The following is a 17,009-nucleotide window of genomic DNA, read 5'->3' as shown; positions in this document are numbered from 1 at the left end:
ACCGAGGCCCGCCCCGTCGGCGTCTGCGCATCCGCAGCCGAGCCCCGACCAGAAAGACCCCATGACCCCGCACGCCGAGCCGATGACCCATCCCCGCGCCGAGCGCGTGCGCGCGGTGGCAGCCCTGGCGGGCCGCTCCGCCCGACGCCGGACGGGCACGTTCCTCGTCGAGGGGCCGCAGGCCTGCCGCGAGGCCCTGCGCGCCCACCTGGGGGAGGGGCCGGCGGCCGCCGCGGGGCAGTGGCGCGCGGGGCGGGTGCTGACCCAGGTGTACATGTCCGTCGGACTCGTGGACCGGGACCCCGCGCTGGCCGAGCTCGTGGCGCGCGTCCGGGACCGCCCGACGCCGGGTGGTGAGTGCGTCCTGGTGCGCCAGGCCAGCGACGAGGTGCTCACCGCCATGGCCGACGCCGTGACGGGGCAGGACATCGTCGCCGTGGCGCGGATGCCGGAGCCGCAGGCCGTCGAAGCGGTCCTCGGGGAGGCGCGCCTGGCCGCCGTGCTGTGCCGCGTGCAGGACCCGGGGAACGCCGGCACGGTCATCCGAGCCGCGGACGCGGCCGGGGCGGACGCGGTGGTCCTCACGCCGGGCTCCGTCGACCCGTTCAACCCCAAGGTGGTCCGGTCCACCGCCGGGTCGCTGTTCCACCTGCCCGTGGTCACCGCCGTCCCCGCAGAGGCGGCCGCGGCCGCCGCCTGGGCCGCAGGCCTGCAGGTGTGGGCCGCCGACGGCTACGGCTCGGATCGGCTCGACGCCCTCGCCCCCGGCGTGGTCGCCGCGCCGACCGCGTGGCTGTTCGGCAACGAGGCCCAGGGCCTGGACGGCGGCGAGCTCGCGCTGGCGGACCGCCGGGTGGCGGTGCCGCTGTATGGGGCCGCGGAGTCCCTGAACGTGGGGACCGCCGCCACGGTGTGCCTGTACTCGTCCGCGATGGCGGGGGCACGGCGCGCCGGCTGACGGGGCGCACGAGGCGGCGCCAGCCGTCCGGAGACGCAGATGGGGCGGGGATCCACGTGGATCCCCGCCCCATCTGCGTGTTCCCGGGTGGAACCCGGGCCGCTCAGCTCACTCAGGCGCGGGTGCCGGTGCGGCGGGTGATGGCCTGCCACACTGCGGCGACGATAACGCCGCCGATGATCGCGAAGATCCAGGTGCCCAGATCGAAGAACTTCTCGTTCACGTCGAAGTCGAACAGCAGGGAGGCGATCCAGCCGCCGAGGAGAGCGCCGACGATGCCGGTGAGGAGGGCGCCGAGCCACCCGCCGCCCTGACGTCCGGGGAGGATGGCGCGAGCGATGGCGCCGGCGATGAGACCAAGCACGATCCAGCCAATGATGCCCATGATGATGGTTCCTTTCGGGTTTCGAATCTGACGTACGAGAAGGAACGTAGCAAGGGATTTTCACGGGGGGCCACCTCTGGCGCCCCGACTTTTTCGAGATTCTCCGACGTGACGAGGTTCGCCCCGGCCTCGTGTGGGAGATTCAGCGGGGCGAGCCGTCGTCGTCAGCCCGGACGCCGGGCCGCGCCGCGACGTCGCGGCGCACGAGCAGGAACGCCAGCACCAGGCCCGCCAGGGCGATGCCCGCGCCGACCAGCGGCGGGGTCCGCAGCGACGCACCGGCCCCGATCGCGGCGGCCCCGACCCACGCGCCCATCGCGTTGGCCATGTTCAGCGCGGAGTGGTTGAGCGAACCGGCCAGCTGGGGTGCGGTGGGCGCGGAGTCCACGAGCAGCACCTGCAGGGACGGGGCGATCCCGGAGCCGCTGACGGCCACGCAGAAGAGGAACACGATCATCACCGGAGCCCACGAGGCCGTCAGCGCGACGGCGGCCAGCGAGACCGCGCTGAGCCCGAAGCTCAGGCGCAGGGTGCCCACCGGGTCGCGGTCCGTGAGGGCGCCGCTGACGAGCGTGCCGATCACCATGCCGACGCCGTAGAGGGCCAGCACGGCGGGGACCCACCGTTCCTCGAGGCCCGCGACCTCCGTGAGCAGCGGCGCGATGTAGGTGTAGAGCGCGAACATGCCGGCGAAGCCGATCACGCCCACGGCCACCGTCGCCCACAGGCGGCCGGAGGCCAGACCGCGCAGCTCGCGGCCGACCGAGGCGCCCGCGGGGGCCGGCACGGACGGGACGAGCCACGCGGTCGCCCCGACGCACAGGGCCGCGCAGACCGCCACGATGACGAACATCCAGCGCCAGCCGACGGCCTGCCCGAGCGCCGTCGCGCCCGGCACGCCCAGCACGTTGGCCACGGACAGCCCGGCCATCACCCAGGCCACGGCCTGGCCGCGGCGGGCGGGCCCGGCGAGGTCCGCCGCGGCCAGGGCGGCCGCGGAGAAGTAGGCGCCGTGGGGCAGGCCCGACACGAACCGGGCCGCCATCATGCTCCCCATGTCCGGGGCGAGGAACGCGGCCACGTGCCCCACGACGAACAGCAGCATCAGCACGATGCTCGTGACCCGCCGGTCGACGCGGGCGAAGGACGCGGCCAGCAGGGGAGCGCCGATCACGACGCCCAGCGCGTACATGGAGATGAGCACGCCGCCGGCCTCGAGACCGATGCCGAGGTCGGCCACCGCCTGCGGCAGCAGGCCCATCATCGCGAACTCCGTGGTGCCGATCGCGAAGCTGCCCAGGGCCAGCGCGAGGATGGCCGGCAGCAGACGCACGCGGCGGCCGCCCAGCAGCGCGCCGGGGCCCGTCGGCGCGGTCGGTGGGATGGACGGGTCCGGGCGCGTCGGACGCGGGGCGCGGGGGGAACGGTCGTGGGCGCCGTCGGCGGCGGGAGTGGGGGTGGGCACCGACCCAGCCTACGGACTCCGGTCTGCGGGGGCGGGGGCCTCGCTAGCCTGGGCTCATGACCTCCGCCACACCTGCTCGCCCCGCGCCCGCCGCCCGCCCGACGACGTCGCCCCGGGACGGTGCGCGACCGCGGCAGGTCGTGGGGCTCGCGCTGCTCGACGATGTGGCCGCGCCGACCCGCCTGCTGGCGGCCCGTCGCAGCGCGCCTGCCCCGCTGCGGGGGCTCTGGGAGTTCCCCGGGGGCAAGGTCGAGCCGGGGGAGGGCGTCCAGGAGGCGCTGCTGCGGGAGTGCCGGGAGGAGCTCGGGGTCGCCGTGCGGCTCGGCCCCGAGGTGGCGGCGCCGGAGCCGGACGGGTGGGAGCTGGCCAACGGCGCCCGGATGCGGGTGTTCTGGGGCGTCCTGGCGGAGGAGGGGGCGACGCCCCGAGCCCTCCAGGACCACGACCTGCTGGCGTGGCTGCCGCTCGCCGGGCCGGGCGTGCGGCACCTGGACTGGATCCCGGCGGACCGGCCGATCGTGGCCGAGGTGCTCCGTGGCGCCGCCACGGCGTTCTCCGCGGGGCGCTGAGTCGACACGCGGCCGGCCGCGCCCCGCGGACCGGTCAGAACAGCGCGGGCTGCGCCGCCGGAGCGGAGGGCCGGGACGCCGGCCGGCGCCGGGCCGGGGGACCGTCCTCGCGCCGGATGCCGTGGGCGCCGCCGCGGGCCAGGCCGTGCCGTGCGGCGGCCTCCCCGGCCATCCGGGTGAGCATGCGGCGGTACGACTCGGGCGCGTAGGCGGACCGGGCGTACATCTGCTCGTAGCCGGCCAGCAGATCCGGGTGCTCGCGGCGGATCCAGTCCAGGTACCACTCCTTCGCGCCCGGCCGCAGGTGCAGGGCGCCCGGCATGACGCGCGCGGCTCCGGCGTCCGCCAGCGCGCGCATGAGGGCGTCGATCTCGCGGTCCCCGTCCGTGAGCCACGGCAGCAGGGGCATGGCCATGACGGTGACGTCCGCACCCGCGGCGGCGAGCCGCTCGATCAGGCGCAGGCGTGCGGTCGGCGACGGCGTGCCCGGCTCGACCGCGGCGGCGATGGCGGGGTCGAGCATCGCCAGGGACAGCGAGACCTGCACCGGCACCTGGCGCGAGGCCGCCTGCAGCAGGGGCACATCCCGCGCGAGCAGGGTCCCCTTGGTCAGCACGGAGAACGGGGTGCCGGAATCGGCCAGGGCCCGGATGATCCCGGGCATCAGCGCGTAGCGGCCCTCGGCCCGCTGATACGGGTCCGTGTTCGTCCCCAACGCCACCGCCTCGCGGCCCCACGTGGGGCGGGCGAGTTCGGCGCGCAGCACCTCGGCGACGTTGACCTTCACGACGATCTGCCGGTCGAAGTCGGCCCCGGCGTCGAGCTCGAGGAAGGTGTGGGTGCTGCGGGCGTAGCAGTACCGGCAGGCGTGGGTGCAGCCGCGGTACGGGTTCACGGTCCAGCGGAACGGCATGGCCGAGGCGGACGGCACCGAGTTCAGTGCGGTCTTGGCGAGCACCTCATGGAAGGTGACGCCCGCGAACTCCGGGGTGGTGACACTCCGCTGCAGGTCCGAGAGCGGCAGCAGGGCGGCGGAGCCGGCCGGTGTGCCGGCCGTCGCCCGCTGGGCTCCGCCCTCGGACCGCAGGGTCTGCGCTTCCCATCGCATGGCCAGAAGTAGAACACATGTTCGAATCGACCCGCAAGCGTGTTCGAGTCCGGGCGTGGCGCGGGCGCCGAGACGCGCCTACCGTGGTCGCCATGACCTCCCGTGCACCCGCCCCGGCCGCCCGCGTCCTGCTCACGGGCTTCGAGCCCTTCGGCGGCGATGTCCACAACCCGTCGATCGCCGCCGCGCGGGACGCCGTGGGCATCCTGGCGGACCGGGGTGTGACGGCCGAGGCGGTCGAGCTGCCGTGCGCGTTCGGCGCGGCCGGGCCGGCCCTGACCGCGGCCCTCGACCGGGTCCGGCCGGAGGTGGCGATCGCCGTCGGGCTGGCCGGCGGCACGGCGACGGTCCGGGTCGAACGGGTGGCCGTGAACCTGCAGGACGCCCGGATCCCGGACAACGCGGGGGAGCAGCCCGTGGACCGGCCCGTGCGCGCCGACGGTCCCGCGGCCCTGTTCGCCACCCTGCCCGCCAAGCGTGCCGTCGCCGCGATCCGGGAGGCCGGCGTCGCCGCGGAGCCGTCCCTGTCCGCGGGCGCGTTCGTGTGCAACCACGTCATGTACGCCCTCCTCGACGCCCCCGGCACCGCCCGGGCCGCCGGCTTCATCCACGTGCCGTGGGACACCGAGCACCGCCCGACGCCGGACACCCCGGCCCTGCCCGCGGCCGACCTGGCGCGCGCGGTGGCCGAGGCCGCCCTGACGGCGCTGGCCGGCGGCCCCGACCTCGACGTCCCCGGCGGCACCCTGCACTGACCTCCCCGGACCCCGGGTCCGCGTCGGCGCGACCGCCCGTGCCCGTCAGCGGCGCGGCCGCAGGCCGCGGACCACGGGCCGCTCGACGTAGCCGCCCAGGGCCAGGCCCGCGCGTCGTTCGAAGACGTTGCGCGACGCCGGATCCCCGGTCCGCCACATCGACCACGCCGCCGCCAGCGCGTACGCCGGCAGGAACGGCAGACCCAGCAGGAGGGCGTACTGGTCCGCATGGCCGGCCTCGTGCCGCCACAGCGCGGGCGTCATGCGCAGGCCGGGGCGGGTGAACACGACGTCGCCGACCGTGAACGCGGCCCCGCCCGGGAACCGGTGCGTCCAGCCGCGGGCCTCGATCAGCCCGTGCGGCCCGGGCCGCAGCGCGCAGCCGGCGACGACGGCGCCCACCAGCCCCAGCGGCGTCGCCAGGTTCAGCAGGTTCCACAGCCCGCGCGCCCGCACGTGCGCCGGAGGCGACGGCCGGGAAGGGGCCGCGGTCATGGCTGTGCCGGGGGATCGGCCTCACCGGCGGGGGACCCGGACGCGGGGACGTCGAAGTAGAGCGGGGCATGGGCGGCGCAGCCCGGGTTGAACGGCGCCCCGCAGGCCGGGCACGCGGGATCGGCGGCGGCCTCGAGGGCGAGATAGGCGGTCACGCTCAGCTCGGTGCGGCACACCCCGCACAGCACGTGCGGCCGGTCGAAGTCGCCGGCCGGCACCGGCACGGCCGGGTGGTCGGCGAGCTCCGCGTGGCAGCGGTGGCAGGACCAGTACGCGGGGCAGCAGGCGAAGCGCAGGGCGACGACGTCCCGCGCCGTGGCGTAATGGGCGCAGCGGGTCTGCGCGTCCAGGCCCACGCCCCGCAGCAGCGGGTCGGTGCCGTCGAGGGAGTCCGGGGCGGTCATGCGCCTCAGCCTAGGCCGGGCGCGTCCGGGGCGGACACTAGACTGACGGGCGTCCCACCGTCCCCCATGCGAAGGTCGTTGCCCTGATGACACCCAGCCCCGAGACCGGCGCGGAGCCCACCGCGCCCGTGGCGGAGATCTCCCCCGTGGACGCGGAGGCGGTGGAGGCCGCCGTGCAGGCCGCGCTCGCCGCGTACGAGGCCGCGGCCGACCTCGATGAGCTCAAGGCCGCCCGCCTGGCCCACACCGGCGACCGGGCCCCCCTGACTCTCGCGAACAAGGCGATCGGCGCTCTGCCCAAGGAGCGCAAGGCGGAGGCCGGCAAGCTCATGGGCGCCGCACGCGGCCGCCTGGGCAAGGCCCTGGCCGCCCGCACCGAGGTGCTCGAGGCGGAGCGGGCCGCGCGGATCCTGCGCGAGGAGACGGTGGACGTGACCACCGCGGTCCGTCGCCGCCGCGTCGGCGCCCGTCACCCGCTCTCGCTGACGATGGACCGTGTCTCGGAGATCTTCGTCGGCATGGGCTGGGAGATCGCGGAGGGCCCCGAGCTCGAGTCCGAGTGGTTCAACTTCGACTCCCTCAACTTCGCGCCGGACCATCCGGCCCGCGAGATGCAGGACACCTTCTTCGTGGCCCCGGCCGAGGCCCACCTGCTGCTGCGCACCCACACCTCCCCGGTGCAGATGCGCTCCCTGCTCGAGCGGGGCGCCCCCACCTACGTGCTGTGCCCGGGTCGCACCTTCCGCACGGACGAGCTGGACGCCACGCACACCCCGGTGTTCCACCAGTTCGAGGGCCTGGCCGTGGACAAGGGCCTGACCATGGCCCACCTGCGCGGCACCCTCGAGTACTTCGCCCGCCAGATGTTCGGGGCCGAGGCGGCCATCCGCCTGCGCCCGAACTTCTTCCCGTTCACCGAGCCCAGCGCCGAGCTGGACATCTGGCACCCCGGCGCCAAGGGCGGGCCCCGCTGGATCGAGTGGGGCGGCTGCGGCATGGTGCACCCGAATGTGCTGCGCGCCGCGGGCCTGGACCCGGAGGAGTACTCCGGGTTCGCGTTCGGCATGGGCGTGGAGCGCACGCTCATGTTCCGCAACGAGGTCCCGGACATGCACGACATGATCGAGGGCGACGTCCGCTTCTCCCAGCACTTCGGAATGGAGGTCTGATCCATGCGCATCCCCCTGGACTGGCTGCGGGAGTTCGTCCCCGTGCCCGCGGAGCACCGTGCCGAGGACGTGATGGCCGACCTCGTCCGCGTCGGCCTCGAGGAGGAGGACGTCCACCGTCCGGCCGCCGAGCTGCAGGGCCCGATCGTCGTCGGGCAGGTGCTCTCCAAGGAGCCCGAGCCGCAGAAGAACGGCAAGACCATCAACTGGTGCTCCGTGCGGGTGGTTCCCGAGGGCGCCGCCCAGCCGCTCACCGGCGAGGGCATCGAGCCCTCCGGCGTGCAGGGCATCGTGTGCGGCGCCCACAACTTCGAGGTCGGGGACAAGGTCGTCGTGACCCTGCCCGGCGCGGTGCTGCCCGGCGACTTCCGCATCAGCCCCCGCAAGACCTACGGGCACGTCTCGGCCGGGATGATCGCCTCCAGCACGGAGCTGGGCATGGGCGACGACGGCACGGACGGGATCATCGTGCTCGGCGACCTCGGGCTCGACCCCGAGCCGGGCACCGACGCCCGGGACGTCCTGGACCTGCACGGCGAGGCCGCCGAGATCAACGTGACGCCCGACCGCGGCTACGCGTTCTCGATGCGCGGCGTCGCGCGCGAGTACGCGCACGCCACCGGCGTGCCCTTCACGGACCCGGCCGCCGCCGTCCACCCGCCGGCGGCCGACGACGCCGGCCCGGCCGTCCGGATCGCCGACGACGCGCCGATCCACGGCGAGCCCGGGGCCACCCGCTTCGTCGCCCGCACGGTCTCCGGTGTGGACGCGACCCGTCCGACCCCGCCGTGGCTGGCCGCGCGCCTGCGCCTGGCCGGCATCCGCACCATCTCCCTGCCGGTGGACATCTCCAACTACGTGATGTGGGAGCTGGGCCAGCCCCTGCACTTCTACGACGCGGACACGCTCTCCGGTGAGATCGTGGTGCGTCGCGCGCGGGCCGGAGAGACCCTGACCACCCTCGACGGCAAGGAGCGCGAGCTCGACCCCGAGGACCTGCTCATCACGGACGACTCCGGCCCCATCGGCCTGGCGGGCGTCATGGGCGGGGCCGCCACCGAGGTCACGGACGCCACCACCACGATCGTGGTCGAGTCCGCGAACTTCGACCCGGTGTCGATCGCCCGTACGCGGCGCCGGCACCGCCTGCCCTCGGAGGCGTCGAAGCGCAACGAGCGCGGCGTCGACTGGGAGGTCGCCGACGAGGCGGCCGAGCGGGCCGTGCAGCTGCTCGTCGAGCTCGCCGGCGGCACCGCCGAGCCCGGCGTCACCGACGTCGGGACGCGGCCGGAGCCGGCCGTCGTCGAGATGGCCGCCGACTTCCCCTCCGCCCTGGTGGGCGTGGCGTACACGACCGACGAGGTCGTGGAGACGCTGCGCGCCCTGGGCGCCGAGGTGGCCGTGACCGAGGCCGCCGACGGCGCCGCCCCGCGGCTGACCGTGACCGCCCCGTCGTGGCGCACGGACCTGCGCATCCCCGAGGACCTCGCCGAGGAGGTCGCGCGCCTGCGCGGCTACGACGCGATCCCCTCCGTGGTGCCCGTGGCCCCGCCGGGCCGCGGCTTCACCCGCCGCCAGGCCCAGCGTCGCCGCGTGTCGGCCGCGCTCGCGGCCGCGGGTCTCACCGAGGTGCTCGCCTACCCGTTCGTCTCCGAGGAGCAGAACCGGCGTTTCGGGGCGGACTCGGACGCGCAGGGCCAGGTCCCGGCGATGGTGGCCCTGGCCAATCCGATCGCCTCCCAGTACCGGCACCTGCGCCTGTCGCTGCTGCCGGGCCTGGTCGAGACCGCGCGCCGCAACCTCGGCCGCGGCTTCCGCGATCTGGCGCTGTACGAGATGGGGCTGGTCTTCCTGCCCGGCGCGCAGCTGGGCTCGGCGACGATCCCCCCGCGCGCGGTCCATCCCTCCCCCGAGGTCCTCGCCGACCTCGAGGCCGGCATCCCCGCCCAGCCGTGGCACGTGGCCGGTCTGTACGCCGGGCACGACTCGGCGCCCGGGCCGGACCACGCCCCCCGCCCGGTGGACTGGCAGGACGCGGTCGCCGGGGCCCTCGACGTGGCCGACGTCCTCGGCGTCGAGCTGACCGTCCGGCAGGGCCGGCACCACGCGTTCCACCCGGGCCGGGTGGCCGAGCTCGTCGTCGTGACCGAGCACGGGGACCGGGTGGTGGGCGTGGCCGGCGAGCTGCACCCGCAGTGGCTCGAGGCCGAGGATCTGCCCGCCCGCATGAGCGTGTGGGAGCTGGACCTGGACGCGCTGTGCGCCGCGGCGCCCGAGACCGTGGTCGCCGCGCCGCTGTCCACGTTCCCCGTGAGCACGCAGGACGTGGCGCTCGTGGTGGACGAGGCCGTCGTGGCCGGGGACGTGCGCGCGACCCTCGCCGAGGGCGCCGGGGAGCTGCTCGAGGCCGTCGAGCTGTTCGACGTCTACCGGGGCGCGGGCGTGCCGGAGGGGCGGAAGTCCCTCGCGTTCTCCCTGCGGTTCCGCGCCCCCGACCGCACGCTCACCGCGGAGGAGGCCTCCGAGGCCCGCGCCGCGGCCACCGCGCTCGCGGCGCAGCGGCACGGGGCGGTCCAGCGCTGACCGTGTCCGCCGCGACCGGCCCGTGGGGCCTGACGTCGGCCGTCCCCGCCTCGGCGGGGGCGGCCGACGCCGTCTCCGCGCTGCTCGGTCAGGTGCGCACCGCCCTGACGGCGGCCTGGGGCGTGCCGGTGGGGCCGCTCGGGCTCCGGCACGCCTGCGCGGGCTGCGGCTCGGCCGCGCACGGCGTCCCCGCGCTGACCGGCCTGCCTCCCGGCCGGGTCGCGCTCGTCTCGTTCACGCACGTCCGGATGCCCGGCGCCGAGGATCGGGCGCGGATCGGGGCGTGGTGGGCGCCGGCACGGCCCGCCGACGGGCTCGGCCTCGGGGTGGACGTCGAGCGGGCGGACGCCGCGGCCTTCGCGGACGAGGACGGCCTGGGCGGGGTGGGCTTCTCGACGGCGGAGCGCGCCCGGGTGCGGGAGCTCCCCGCCCCCGAGAGGCCCGCCGCGCGGGCCCGGCTGTGGACGCGCAAGGAGGCGCTCGTGAAGGCCGCCGGCACCGGCTTCACGGGCGACCCCGCCGCCGTCGACGCGCTGACCGTGCCGGCCGACGTCGTGCTGGTGGACCTGACCGACCGGCTGCCGGGCGGTCTCGTCGGGGCGCTGGCGTGGCGGGGCCGCTGAGTCGACCGCGCGGCCGCCTCAGCCCGGGAACGGCGGCAGGGCGGGCCGCAGCGTCCACGCGTCGAAGAGCTCGTCCACCTGCGCCCGGCTCACCCCGGCGTGCGGGGCCCATGCGTGCACGTGCGTGCGCAGCCCCAGGGAGTCGACGGTGCCGAACCGGTGCTCCCGCACCCAGGCGCGCAGCATCGAGCCGAAGAGGTCCGTGCCGAGCAGCTGCCGCAGCGCCTCCACGGTGAGCGCGCCGCGCTTGTACACCCAGTCCTCGAACATCTCCTCCGGCCCGGGCTCGGCCAGCGCCTGCTCCACCGGGTGCGCGGCCAGCTTCTGCCAGGCCCGCCGCGCCATCGAGGTGATGCTGGACCGCCCCGAGGCCTCGGCCCACAGCCACTCGGACCAGCAGGCGAAGCCCTCGTGCAGCCACAGGTCGGACCAGCGGCCCAGGGTCACGGCGTTGCCGAACCACTGGTGGGACATCTCATGGGCGATCAGCCGCTCGGACTCCCACGAGCCGTCCAGGTGGTTGGTGCCGAACAGGGACATGCCCGCGGCCTCGAGGGGGATCTCGAGCTCCTCGTCGGCCACGACCGCGGTGTAGTCCTCGAACGGGTACGGCCCGTAGGCGTCGATGAACGTGGCCATCATGGCCGGCTGGGGGGCGAGGGCGCGGCGGGCCCGCTGCTCGGTCCGCGGGGAGACCACGAGGCGCAGCGGCGGCAGGCCCTCGGCGGGAGGGGCGGCGTCCACGAGCCGGTAGCGGCCGATCTGCACGCTGAGCAGGTAGGCGGGCACGGGCTGGTCGAGCCGCCACCGCCACGTGACCCGCGAGCCGCGCGTGCGCACGGGTACGCCCACGCCGTTGGCGACGGGCAGGTAGCCCGCATCGCAGGTGAGGGTGATCTCCGCCGTCGAGCGTGAGGTGGGGGAGTCCACGCACGGCAGCCACGTGGAGGCGCCGTGGGGCTGCCCGGCCACGAGCACGCCGTCGGTGAGCTCCTCCCAGCCGATGGTGCCCCACGGGCTGCGCCGCAGCGTGGGCGTGCCCGCGTAGACCACGGTGAGCTCCACGAGCGTGCCCTCCGGCCGGCTCTCGCCCAGGTCGACGACGAGGCGGCTCGGGGCGCGGCCCGGCTGGGTGAACGAGGAGGCGATGGCGCGGCCGTCGATGACGGCGTCCACCCGGGACACGCGCAGCCGGTGCAGGTCCAGCTCGATGCGGCGGCTCTGCTTCGTCAGGCGCACGCGCAGGACGGCGGTGCCGGAGACCCGGTTCGCGGCCAGGCGCACGTCGAGGTCCAGCGCGATGTGCTCGATGGTGGCGGCGTCGGTGCCGACGCCCGGGACGTAGGGATCGGTGCTCATGCTTCCTCTCGGGAGGGGGTGGTCGCGGCGGCGGGGTCGCCGTCGGGACGACGCCACGGGGAGACCGGGTTGCCGAGCCACCACGTGCCGGCGGGCAGCTCCTCGCCGCGCATCACGAGGGACCCGGCGCCGACGGTGGTGCCGCGGCCCAGGCGAGCGGCGGGCAGCACCACGGAGTGGGGGCCGAGGGTGGCGCCGTCCTCCAGGACGACGGAGTCCAGGGACATCACGCGGTCGTGGAACAGGTGGGTCTGGACGACGCAGCCGCGGTTCACGGTGGCGCCGTCGCCGAGCTCCACGAGGTCGGCCTCGGGCAGCCAGTAGGACTCGACCCAGGCGCCGTGGCCGATGCGGGCGCCCATCGCGCGCAGGAACCAGACCAGGGCGGGGGTGCCGGCCGCGGCCCGGCTGAACCACGGGGCGGCGAGGAACTCGGTGAAGGTGTCCGCGACCTCGTTGCGCCAGATGAACGAGGACCACAGCGGGTGCTCGCCCGCGCGGATCCGGCCGACGAAGACCCGCTTGGCGAGCACGGTCAGGCTCGCCGCGACCGCGCCGGCCGCGAGCAGGACGACGCCGCCCAGGACGAAGGCCAGCGCCCACGTGCCGACCGCGATGAGGGCGGCCAGCGTCGCGCCGACGGCGAGGGACAGGGCCACGTGCAGCCACACCGGGATCGCGCGCAGCAGCTCCCAGGCGGTGCGGGCGGCCTTGAGTCGGGCCGGCGGGTCGTAGGTGAGGGCGGCGTCTGCGGTGACCTCGTTGCGGCGCAGGCGCACGGGCGGGGAGCCCATCCAGGACGTGCCCGCCTTGGTCTTGGCCGGGGTGGTGGACAGCACCGCCACGAGCGAGTCGCGGCGCAGGGTGCGGCCGCCGGGCACCATGCCGGAGTTGCCCACGAACGAGCGCTTGCCGACCTTCGCGGGGGCCACGTGCATCCACCCGCCGTCGAGGGAGTAGGAGGAGACCATCGTGTCGTCGGCGAGGAACGCGCCGTCGCCCACGCGGGTCATGCAGGGCAGGAGCACCACGGTGGAGGCCTCGACGCCGCGGCCCACCTCGGCGCCCAGCAGGCGCAGCCACGTCGGCGTGAAGCGGGAGGCGTAGATCGGGAACAGCTGGTCGCGGGCGGCGTCGAGGACGCGCTCGGTGGCCCACACCTGCCAGCCGACCCGGGAGCGCACGGGGTGGTGCCCCTCCGTGATGCCGAGCGCGAGCAGGCGCACGGTGACGAGCACGAGCAGCATCTGGGTCAGGAACCAGACGCCGGCCACCAGGGGGCTTGCGGCCAGCAGGCGCGCCGCGGTGGTCCCGACGGCGGCCAGCGGCCCCGCCTCCGGGGCCGGCGGCCACCAGGTCAGCGACCACGCGGCCACCGCGGCCGCCGCGGCGGCGGAGACGAGCGGAAGGAGGGAGATGAGGGTCGAGAGGACGGTCGCCATCAGGCGCCAGCCCGGGGTCTCCCGCGGCGCCTCGGCGGGGCCGCGGGACTTCACCTTGCCCACCTTGACGGCGGGGGAGCCGGCGTGGCGCTGGCCGCCGCGCACCCGCCCGGCGACGGTGGACCCGGCCTCGACGTGCGCCCCGGCGCCGACCTGGGCGCCCGGCAGGAGCGTGGAGCGGGCGCCCACGACGGCGTCCGCGCCGATGCGCACCTCGCCGAGCCGGACGACGTCGCCGTCGACCCAGTAGCCGGACAGGTCCACCTCAGGCTCGATCGCGGCGCCCTCCTCGACCGTGAGCATGCCGGTGACCGGTGGCACGGTGTGCATGTCCACGTCCTTGCCGATCCGGTTGCCCAGCAGTCGCGCGTAGGCGGGCACCCACGTGGCGCCGGCCAGCGAGTAGGGGTCCACGAGGTCGCTGATCTGCTGGGCGAGCCACAGGCGCAGGTGGACGCGGCCACCGCGCGGGTAGGACCCGGGGCTCACGCCGCGCAGCAGCAGCCGGGCCGTCGCGGCGGTGAGCAGCATGCGGCCGGGCACGGTCACCACCAGCAGACCGGCCACGATCAGCACCCACCACGGCACGGTGGGCAGCCCGGGCGCGAGCCCGGAGAGCGTCAGCAGGTTCAGGGCCAGGCCGGTCCACACGCCCAGGCGCAGGGCGGGCAGGACGAACACGGGCAGTCCCACGAGGGTCTGGACCCACTGGGTGCGGTGGCGGGTGCGGTCGACGTGCCGGTCGTGCACCTCGATGCCGCGGGGGCCGTCGTCGCCCACGACGGCGGCCACGAGGGCCCCGGCGGTGGGGTTGCGGTAGACGTCCTGGACGGTCACGGCCGGGTGGCGCAGGCGCAGGCGGGCCACGAGCTGGGCAGCGGCGAGCGAGCCGCCGCCGGCCTCGAAGAAGTCGGTGTCGGCGTCCTTGGGGGGCGCGCCGAGCACGTCCGCCCACTGGCGCAGCACCCAGCCGTCGGCGGTGTCCTCGTTCGGCTGGGGCGCGTCCTCGTCCACCTCGGCGCCGGGCAGGGGCCACGGCAGCGCGTGGCGGTCCACCTTGCCGGAGGTCTTCGTGGGCAGGGAGTCCACGACGGCCAGCCGGGGCACGAGGGCGGCCGGCAGCTCCGCCGCGAGGTGCTCGCGGGCCATGTGCAGGTCGAGCTCGGCCTCGGGGTCCGCGGGGACGAGGTAGCCGACGAGGATCTGGTGGCCCGCCGGGGTGGTCTGCACGGCCGCGGCGCCGCCGTGGACGCCGGGCAGGGCCTGGAGGGCCGCGTCCACCTCGCCGAGCTCGATGCGGCGGCCGCCGAGCTTCACCTGGTCGTCGGCGCGGCCGACGAACAGCAGGCCCTCCGGCTCGAAGACCACGAGGTCACCGGAGCGGTAGGCACGCTCCCAGCCGAGGGAGGGCATGGGGGCGTACTTCTCGGCGTCCTTGGCCGGGTCGAGGTAGCGGGCCAGGCCGACGCCGCCGATGATCAGCTCGCCCGTCTCGCCCTCGGCCACGGGCAGCGTGGTCTGCGGGTCGACGACGGCCAGGTCCCAGCCGTCCAGGGGCAGGCCGATGCGGACCGGGCCGAGACCCGTGAGCGGGGCCGCGCACGCGACGACGGTGGCCTCCGTGGGGCCGTAGGTGTTCCAGACCTCGCGGCCGTCCTCCGCCAGGCGCGCGGCGAGCTCGGGCGGGCAGGCCTCGCCGCCGAAGATCAGCAGCCGGACGTTGTCCATGGCCTCGGTGGGCCACATCGCGGCGAGGGTCGGCACGGTGGACACGGCGGTGATGCGCCGCTCGGCGAGCCACGGGCCGAGGTCCATGCCGGAGCGCACGAGCGAGCGGGGGGCCGGGACCAGGCACGCACCGTGACGCCAGGCGAGCCACATCTCCTCGCACGAGGCGTCGAACGCGACGGACAGTCCCGCCAGCACGCGGTCGCCCGGGGCGAGCGGATCGTCCGCCAGGAAGATCCGCGCCTCGGCGTCCACGAAGGCCGCGGCCGAGCGGTGGCTCACCGCCACGCCCTTGGGGGTGCCCGTCGAGCCAGAGGTGAAGATGATCCACGCGTCGTCCTCGAGCCCGGGGGCGCGGGCCTCCGCGGCCGGGTCCGCGGTGTGCTCGGGGTGCGGGGCGTAGACCCGCTCGTCGGTGAGGACGCCGGCCACCTTCGCCTCGCCGAACACGAGGCGGGCGCGCTCCTCCGGATCGTCCGCGTCCACGGGGACGTAGGCCGCGCCGGCGGCGAGCACGCCGAGGATCGAGACGTACAGCGCGGCCGTGCCCGAGGCGATCCGCACGCCGACCCGGTCTCCCGCCCGCACGCCGGCGGCCCACAGGTGGCGGGCGGTCTCGTCGACGCGCTCCCGCAGCTCCGCGTACGTCAGCGGCTCGACGCCGTCGTCCAGGGCGGTCGCGTCCGGGTGCTCGCGCGCCGTGGCGTCGAAGAGCTCCACGAGCGTCCGGGCGGGCGGGGTGCGCTCGGAGCCGGGCAGCTGCGGCCGATGCGGCGCGCCCGCGGGGTCGAGGGGGACGGAGGGCGGGGTGGGCGCGGCGGACGAAAGGGACACAGGGGCCTCCGGGGGTGTGAGCGGCAAACCGAGGGTCGGACGCGGACCAGGCCGCAGCGGGACATTCTATGCCCCGCCCGCGGCCGCGCGGGGCGCCTGGAAGGCACCGGGCGGGTCCGGCTCAGGACAGGGTGAGCAGCACCTTGCCCGTCGTCGACCGGGACTCGAGTGCGGCGTGCGCGGCGGCCGCGTCCGCCAGCGGGAAGCGCTCGCCGATCCGTACGTCGAGCTCGCCGGAGGCCCACGCCCCGAACACCTCTCCACCACGCCAGCGGGTCTCCTCGCCCGTGCGCGTGTAGTGCACCAGCGAGGGCCGGGTGACGTACAGCGAGCCGGCCGCGTTGAGCCGCTGCAGGTCGAAGGGGGGCACCTGCCCGGAGGCCCCGCCGAAGAGCACGAGTGTGCCGCGCACGCGCAGCACCTCGAGCGAGGTGTCGAAGGTGTCCTTCCCCACGCCGTCGTACACGGCGTGCGCGCCCTCGCCGTCGGTCAGCTCCGCCACCGTGGCGGCGAGGTCCGGATAGTCCACCGCGGCGACGGCGCCCGCGCCCCGGGACAGCTCCCGCTTCTCCTCCGTGGACGCCGTGGTGACCACGCGGGCGCCGCGGGCCGTCGCGAGCTGGGTGAGCAGGAGCCCCACCCCGCCGGCACCGGCCGTCACGACCACCGTGTGGCCCTCCTCCACCGGGAAGGTGGACCGGCAGAGGTAGTGGGCCGTCATGCCCTGCAGCGGAAGGGCGGCGGCCTCGGCCAGGTCGATGCCCTCCGGGACGGTGAGGAGACGATCCGCGGGGGCGGTGAAGTGCTCGGCGTACGCACCGGTGGCCGTCGCGGTGGCGACACGGGCCCCCAGGAGCCCGGCGTCCACGCCCTCGCCGAGCGCGACGACCTCGCCGGAGCCCTCCGTACCGGGGGTGAAGGGCAGGTCCATCGTGTAGACCCCGGAGCGCTGGTACGTCTCGATGAAGTTCAGGCCCGCCGCGGCGGTGCGCACCAGCACGTGCCCCGGCGCGGGGGAGGGCACCTCCGTCTCGGTCCACTGCAGGACCTCGGGGCCGCCCGTGGCGGACACGACGACGGCGTGGTGGGTGCGGGGGACGGCGGGGGTGTTCGCAGTGGTCATGGCCCCACT

At 75.9% G+C, this 17,009-nt stretch carries 14 protein-coding genes; 6 read left to right on the top strand and 8 right to left on the bottom strand.

The window, feature by feature from the left end; translation table 11 throughout:
* Positions 1-61 precede the first annotated feature (61 nt).
* A complete protein-coding gene (locus ABIB16_RS08045; RefSeq protein ID WP_230278114.1) occupies positions 62-958 on the top strand; it encodes a TrmH family RNA methyltransferase in 897 nt (298 codons plus the stop codon).
* A gap of 112 nt (positions 959-1,070) precedes the next feature.
* Here the strand turns inward: ABIB16_RS08045 and ABIB16_RS08040 are convergent, their stop codons facing one another.
* Both ABIB16_RS08040 and ABIB16_RS08035 read right to left on the bottom strand, forming a co-directional pair.
* Positions 1,071-1,343 (bottom strand): GlsB/YeaQ/YmgE family stress response membrane protein, encoded by a 273-nt coding sequence (locus ABIB16_RS08040; RefSeq protein ID WP_101966042.1) that lies wholly within the window; start codon positions 1,341-1,343, stop codon positions 1,071-1,073.
* A gap of 142 nt (positions 1,344-1,485) precedes the next feature.
* Positions 1,486-2,808, bottom strand: a complete 1,323-nt coding sequence (locus tag ABIB16_RS08035; protein ID WP_101966041.1) for an MFS transporter — start codon at positions 2,806-2,808, stop codon at positions 1,486-1,488.
* A 56-nt stretch (positions 2,809-2,864) separates the two neighbouring features.
* Here ABIB16_RS08035 and ABIB16_RS08030 point away from each other — a divergent pair, with 56 nt between their 5' ends.
* Positions 2,865-3,377 carry a (deoxy)nucleoside triphosphate pyrophosphohydrolase gene (locus ABIB16_RS08030; protein ID WP_098092377.1) on the top strand — a complete coding sequence of 171 codons (513 nt, stop codon included), beginning with the start codon at positions 2,865-2,867 and terminating at the stop codon, positions 3,375-3,377.
* Between the two features lie 34 nt (positions 3,378-3,411).
* Here the strand turns inward: ABIB16_RS08030 and ABIB16_RS08025 are convergent, their stop codons facing one another.
* Positions 3,412-4,485, bottom strand: coding sequence for an Rv2578c family radical SAM protein (locus ABIB16_RS08025; RefSeq protein WP_020624690.1), 1,074 nt, complete (start codon positions 4,483-4,485; stop codon positions 3,412-3,414).
* A 92-nt stretch (positions 4,486-4,577) separates the two neighbouring features.
* On the opposite strand from ABIB16_RS08025, the gene ABIB16_RS08020 reads away from it, so the two are divergent.
* Positions 4,578-5,240 carry a pyroglutamyl-peptidase I gene (locus ABIB16_RS08020; RefSeq protein WP_242679251.1) on the top strand — a complete coding sequence of 221 codons (663 nt, stop codon included), beginning with the start codon at positions 4,578-4,580 and terminating at the stop codon, positions 5,238-5,240.
* A 45-nt stretch (positions 5,241-5,285) separates the two neighbouring features.
* Here ABIB16_RS08020 and ABIB16_RS08015 read toward each other — a convergent pair whose 3' ends face one another.
* Both ABIB16_RS08015 and ABIB16_RS08010 read right to left on the bottom strand, forming a co-directional pair.
* Complete coding sequence (locus tag ABIB16_RS08015) at positions 5,286-5,735, bottom strand: hypothetical protein (protein ID WP_041104193.1); 450 nt, start codon at positions 5,733-5,735, stop codon at positions 5,286-5,288.
* The gene (locus ABIB16_RS08010; RefSeq protein WP_052520072.1) at positions 5,732-6,139 is read right to left on the bottom strand and encodes a CHY zinc finger protein; all 408 of its coding nucleotides are present in this window, start codon (positions 6,137-6,139) and stop codon (positions 5,732-5,734) included. The genes ABIB16_RS08015 and ABIB16_RS08010 overlap by 4 nt, the downstream gene beginning before the upstream one ends.
* Positions 6,140-6,225: 86 nt before the next feature.
* On the opposite strand from ABIB16_RS08010, the gene pheS reads away from it, so the two are divergent.
* The 3 genes from pheS to ABIB16_RS07995 are packed head-to-tail and all read left to right on the top strand — an operon-like array spanning position 6,226 to position 10,514.
* Positions 6,226-7,308: a phenylalanine--tRNA ligase subunit alpha gene (gene pheS, locus ABIB16_RS08005; protein ID WP_020624685.1), complete on the top strand. Its 1,083-nt coding sequence runs from the start codon at positions 6,226-6,228 to the stop codon at positions 7,306-7,308.
* Between the two features lie 3 nt (positions 7,309-7,311).
* Complete coding sequence (pheT, locus tag ABIB16_RS08000; protein WP_354436186.1) at positions 7,312-9,891, top strand: phenylalanine--tRNA ligase subunit beta; 2,580 nt, start codon at positions 7,312-7,314, stop codon at positions 9,889-9,891.
* A gap of 2 nt (positions 9,892-9,893) precedes the next feature.
* Positions 9,894-10,514, top strand: a complete 621-nt coding sequence (locus ABIB16_RS07995; protein WP_354436185.1) for a 4'-phosphopantetheinyl transferase family protein — start codon at positions 9,894-9,896, stop codon at positions 10,512-10,514.
* An 18-nt stretch (positions 10,515-10,532) separates the two neighbouring features.
* On the opposite strand, the gene ABIB16_RS07990 is transcribed toward ABIB16_RS07995, so the two are convergent.
* From ABIB16_RS07990 to ABIB16_RS07980, 3 genes are all read right to left on the bottom strand, one after another.
* Positions 10,533-11,873 carry a M1 family metallopeptidase gene (locus ABIB16_RS07990; RefSeq protein WP_354436184.1) on the bottom strand — a complete coding sequence of 447 codons (1,341 nt, stop codon included), beginning with the start codon at positions 11,871-11,873 and terminating at the stop codon, positions 10,533-10,535.
* Positions 11,870-15,877: a Pls/PosA family non-ribosomal peptide synthetase gene (locus tag ABIB16_RS07985; protein WP_354436183.1), complete on the bottom strand. Its 4,008-nt coding sequence runs from the start codon at positions 15,875-15,877 to the stop codon at positions 11,870-11,872. The genes ABIB16_RS07990 and ABIB16_RS07985 overlap by 4 nt, the downstream gene beginning before the upstream one ends.
* 121 nt (positions 15,878-15,998) lie before the next feature.
* Positions 15,999-17,000 carry a quinone oxidoreductase family protein gene (locus ABIB16_RS07980; RefSeq protein WP_041104185.1) on the bottom strand — a complete coding sequence of 334 codons (1,002 nt, stop codon included), beginning with the start codon at positions 16,998-17,000 and terminating at the stop codon, positions 15,999-16,001.
* Positions 17,001-17,009: the final 9 nt, after the last annotated feature.

The organism is Micrococcus sp. UYEF5, assembly GCF_040546065.1.
GTDB classification, from domain to species: Bacteria; Actinomycetota; Actinomycetes; order Actinomycetales; family Micrococcaceae; genus Micrococcus; species Micrococcus luteus.
This window is presented reverse-complemented; position numbering and strand designations above follow the sequence as displayed.

Coding starts and splice junctions, on each gene's coding strand:
- ABIB16_RS08045 (WP_230278114.1), top strand. CDS start 62: ATGACCCCGCACGCCGAGCCGATGACCCATCCCCGCGCCGAGCGCGTG.
- ABIB16_RS08040 (WP_101966042.1), bottom strand. CDS start 1,343: ATGGGCATCATTGGCTGGATCGTGCTTGGTCTCATCGCCGGCGCCATC.
- ABIB16_RS08030 (WP_098092377.1), top strand. CDS start 2,865: ATGACCTCCGCCACACCTGCTCGCCCCGCGCCCGCCGCCCGCCCGACG.
- ABIB16_RS08025 (WP_020624690.1), bottom strand. CDS start 4,485: ATGCGATGGGAAGCGCAGACCCTGCGGTCCGAGGGCGGAGCCCAGCGG.
- ABIB16_RS08020 (WP_242679251.1), top strand. CDS start 4,578: ATGACCTCCCGTGCACCCGCCCCGGCCGCCCGCGTCCTGCTCACGGGC.
- ABIB16_RS08015 (WP_041104193.1), bottom strand. CDS start 5,735: ATGACCGCGGCCCCTTCCCGGCCGTCGCCTCCGGCGCACGTGCGGGCG.
- ABIB16_RS08010 (WP_052520072.1), bottom strand. CDS start 6,139: ATGACCGCCCCGGACTCCCTCGACGGCACCGACCCGCTGCTGCGGGGC.
- pheS (WP_020624685.1), top strand. CDS start 6,226: ATGACACCCAGCCCCGAGACCGGCGCGGAGCCCACCGCGCCCGTGGCG.
- pheT (WP_354436186.1), top strand. CDS start 7,312: ATGCGCATCCCCCTGGACTGGCTGCGGGAGTTCGTCCCCGTGCCCGCG.
- ABIB16_RS07990 (WP_354436184.1), bottom strand. CDS start 11,873: ATGAGCACCGATCCCTACGTCCCGGGCGTCGGCACCGACGCCGCCACC.
- ABIB16_RS07980 (WP_041104185.1), bottom strand. CDS start 17,000: ATGACCACTGCGAACACCCCCGCCGTCCCCCGCACCCACCACGCCGTC.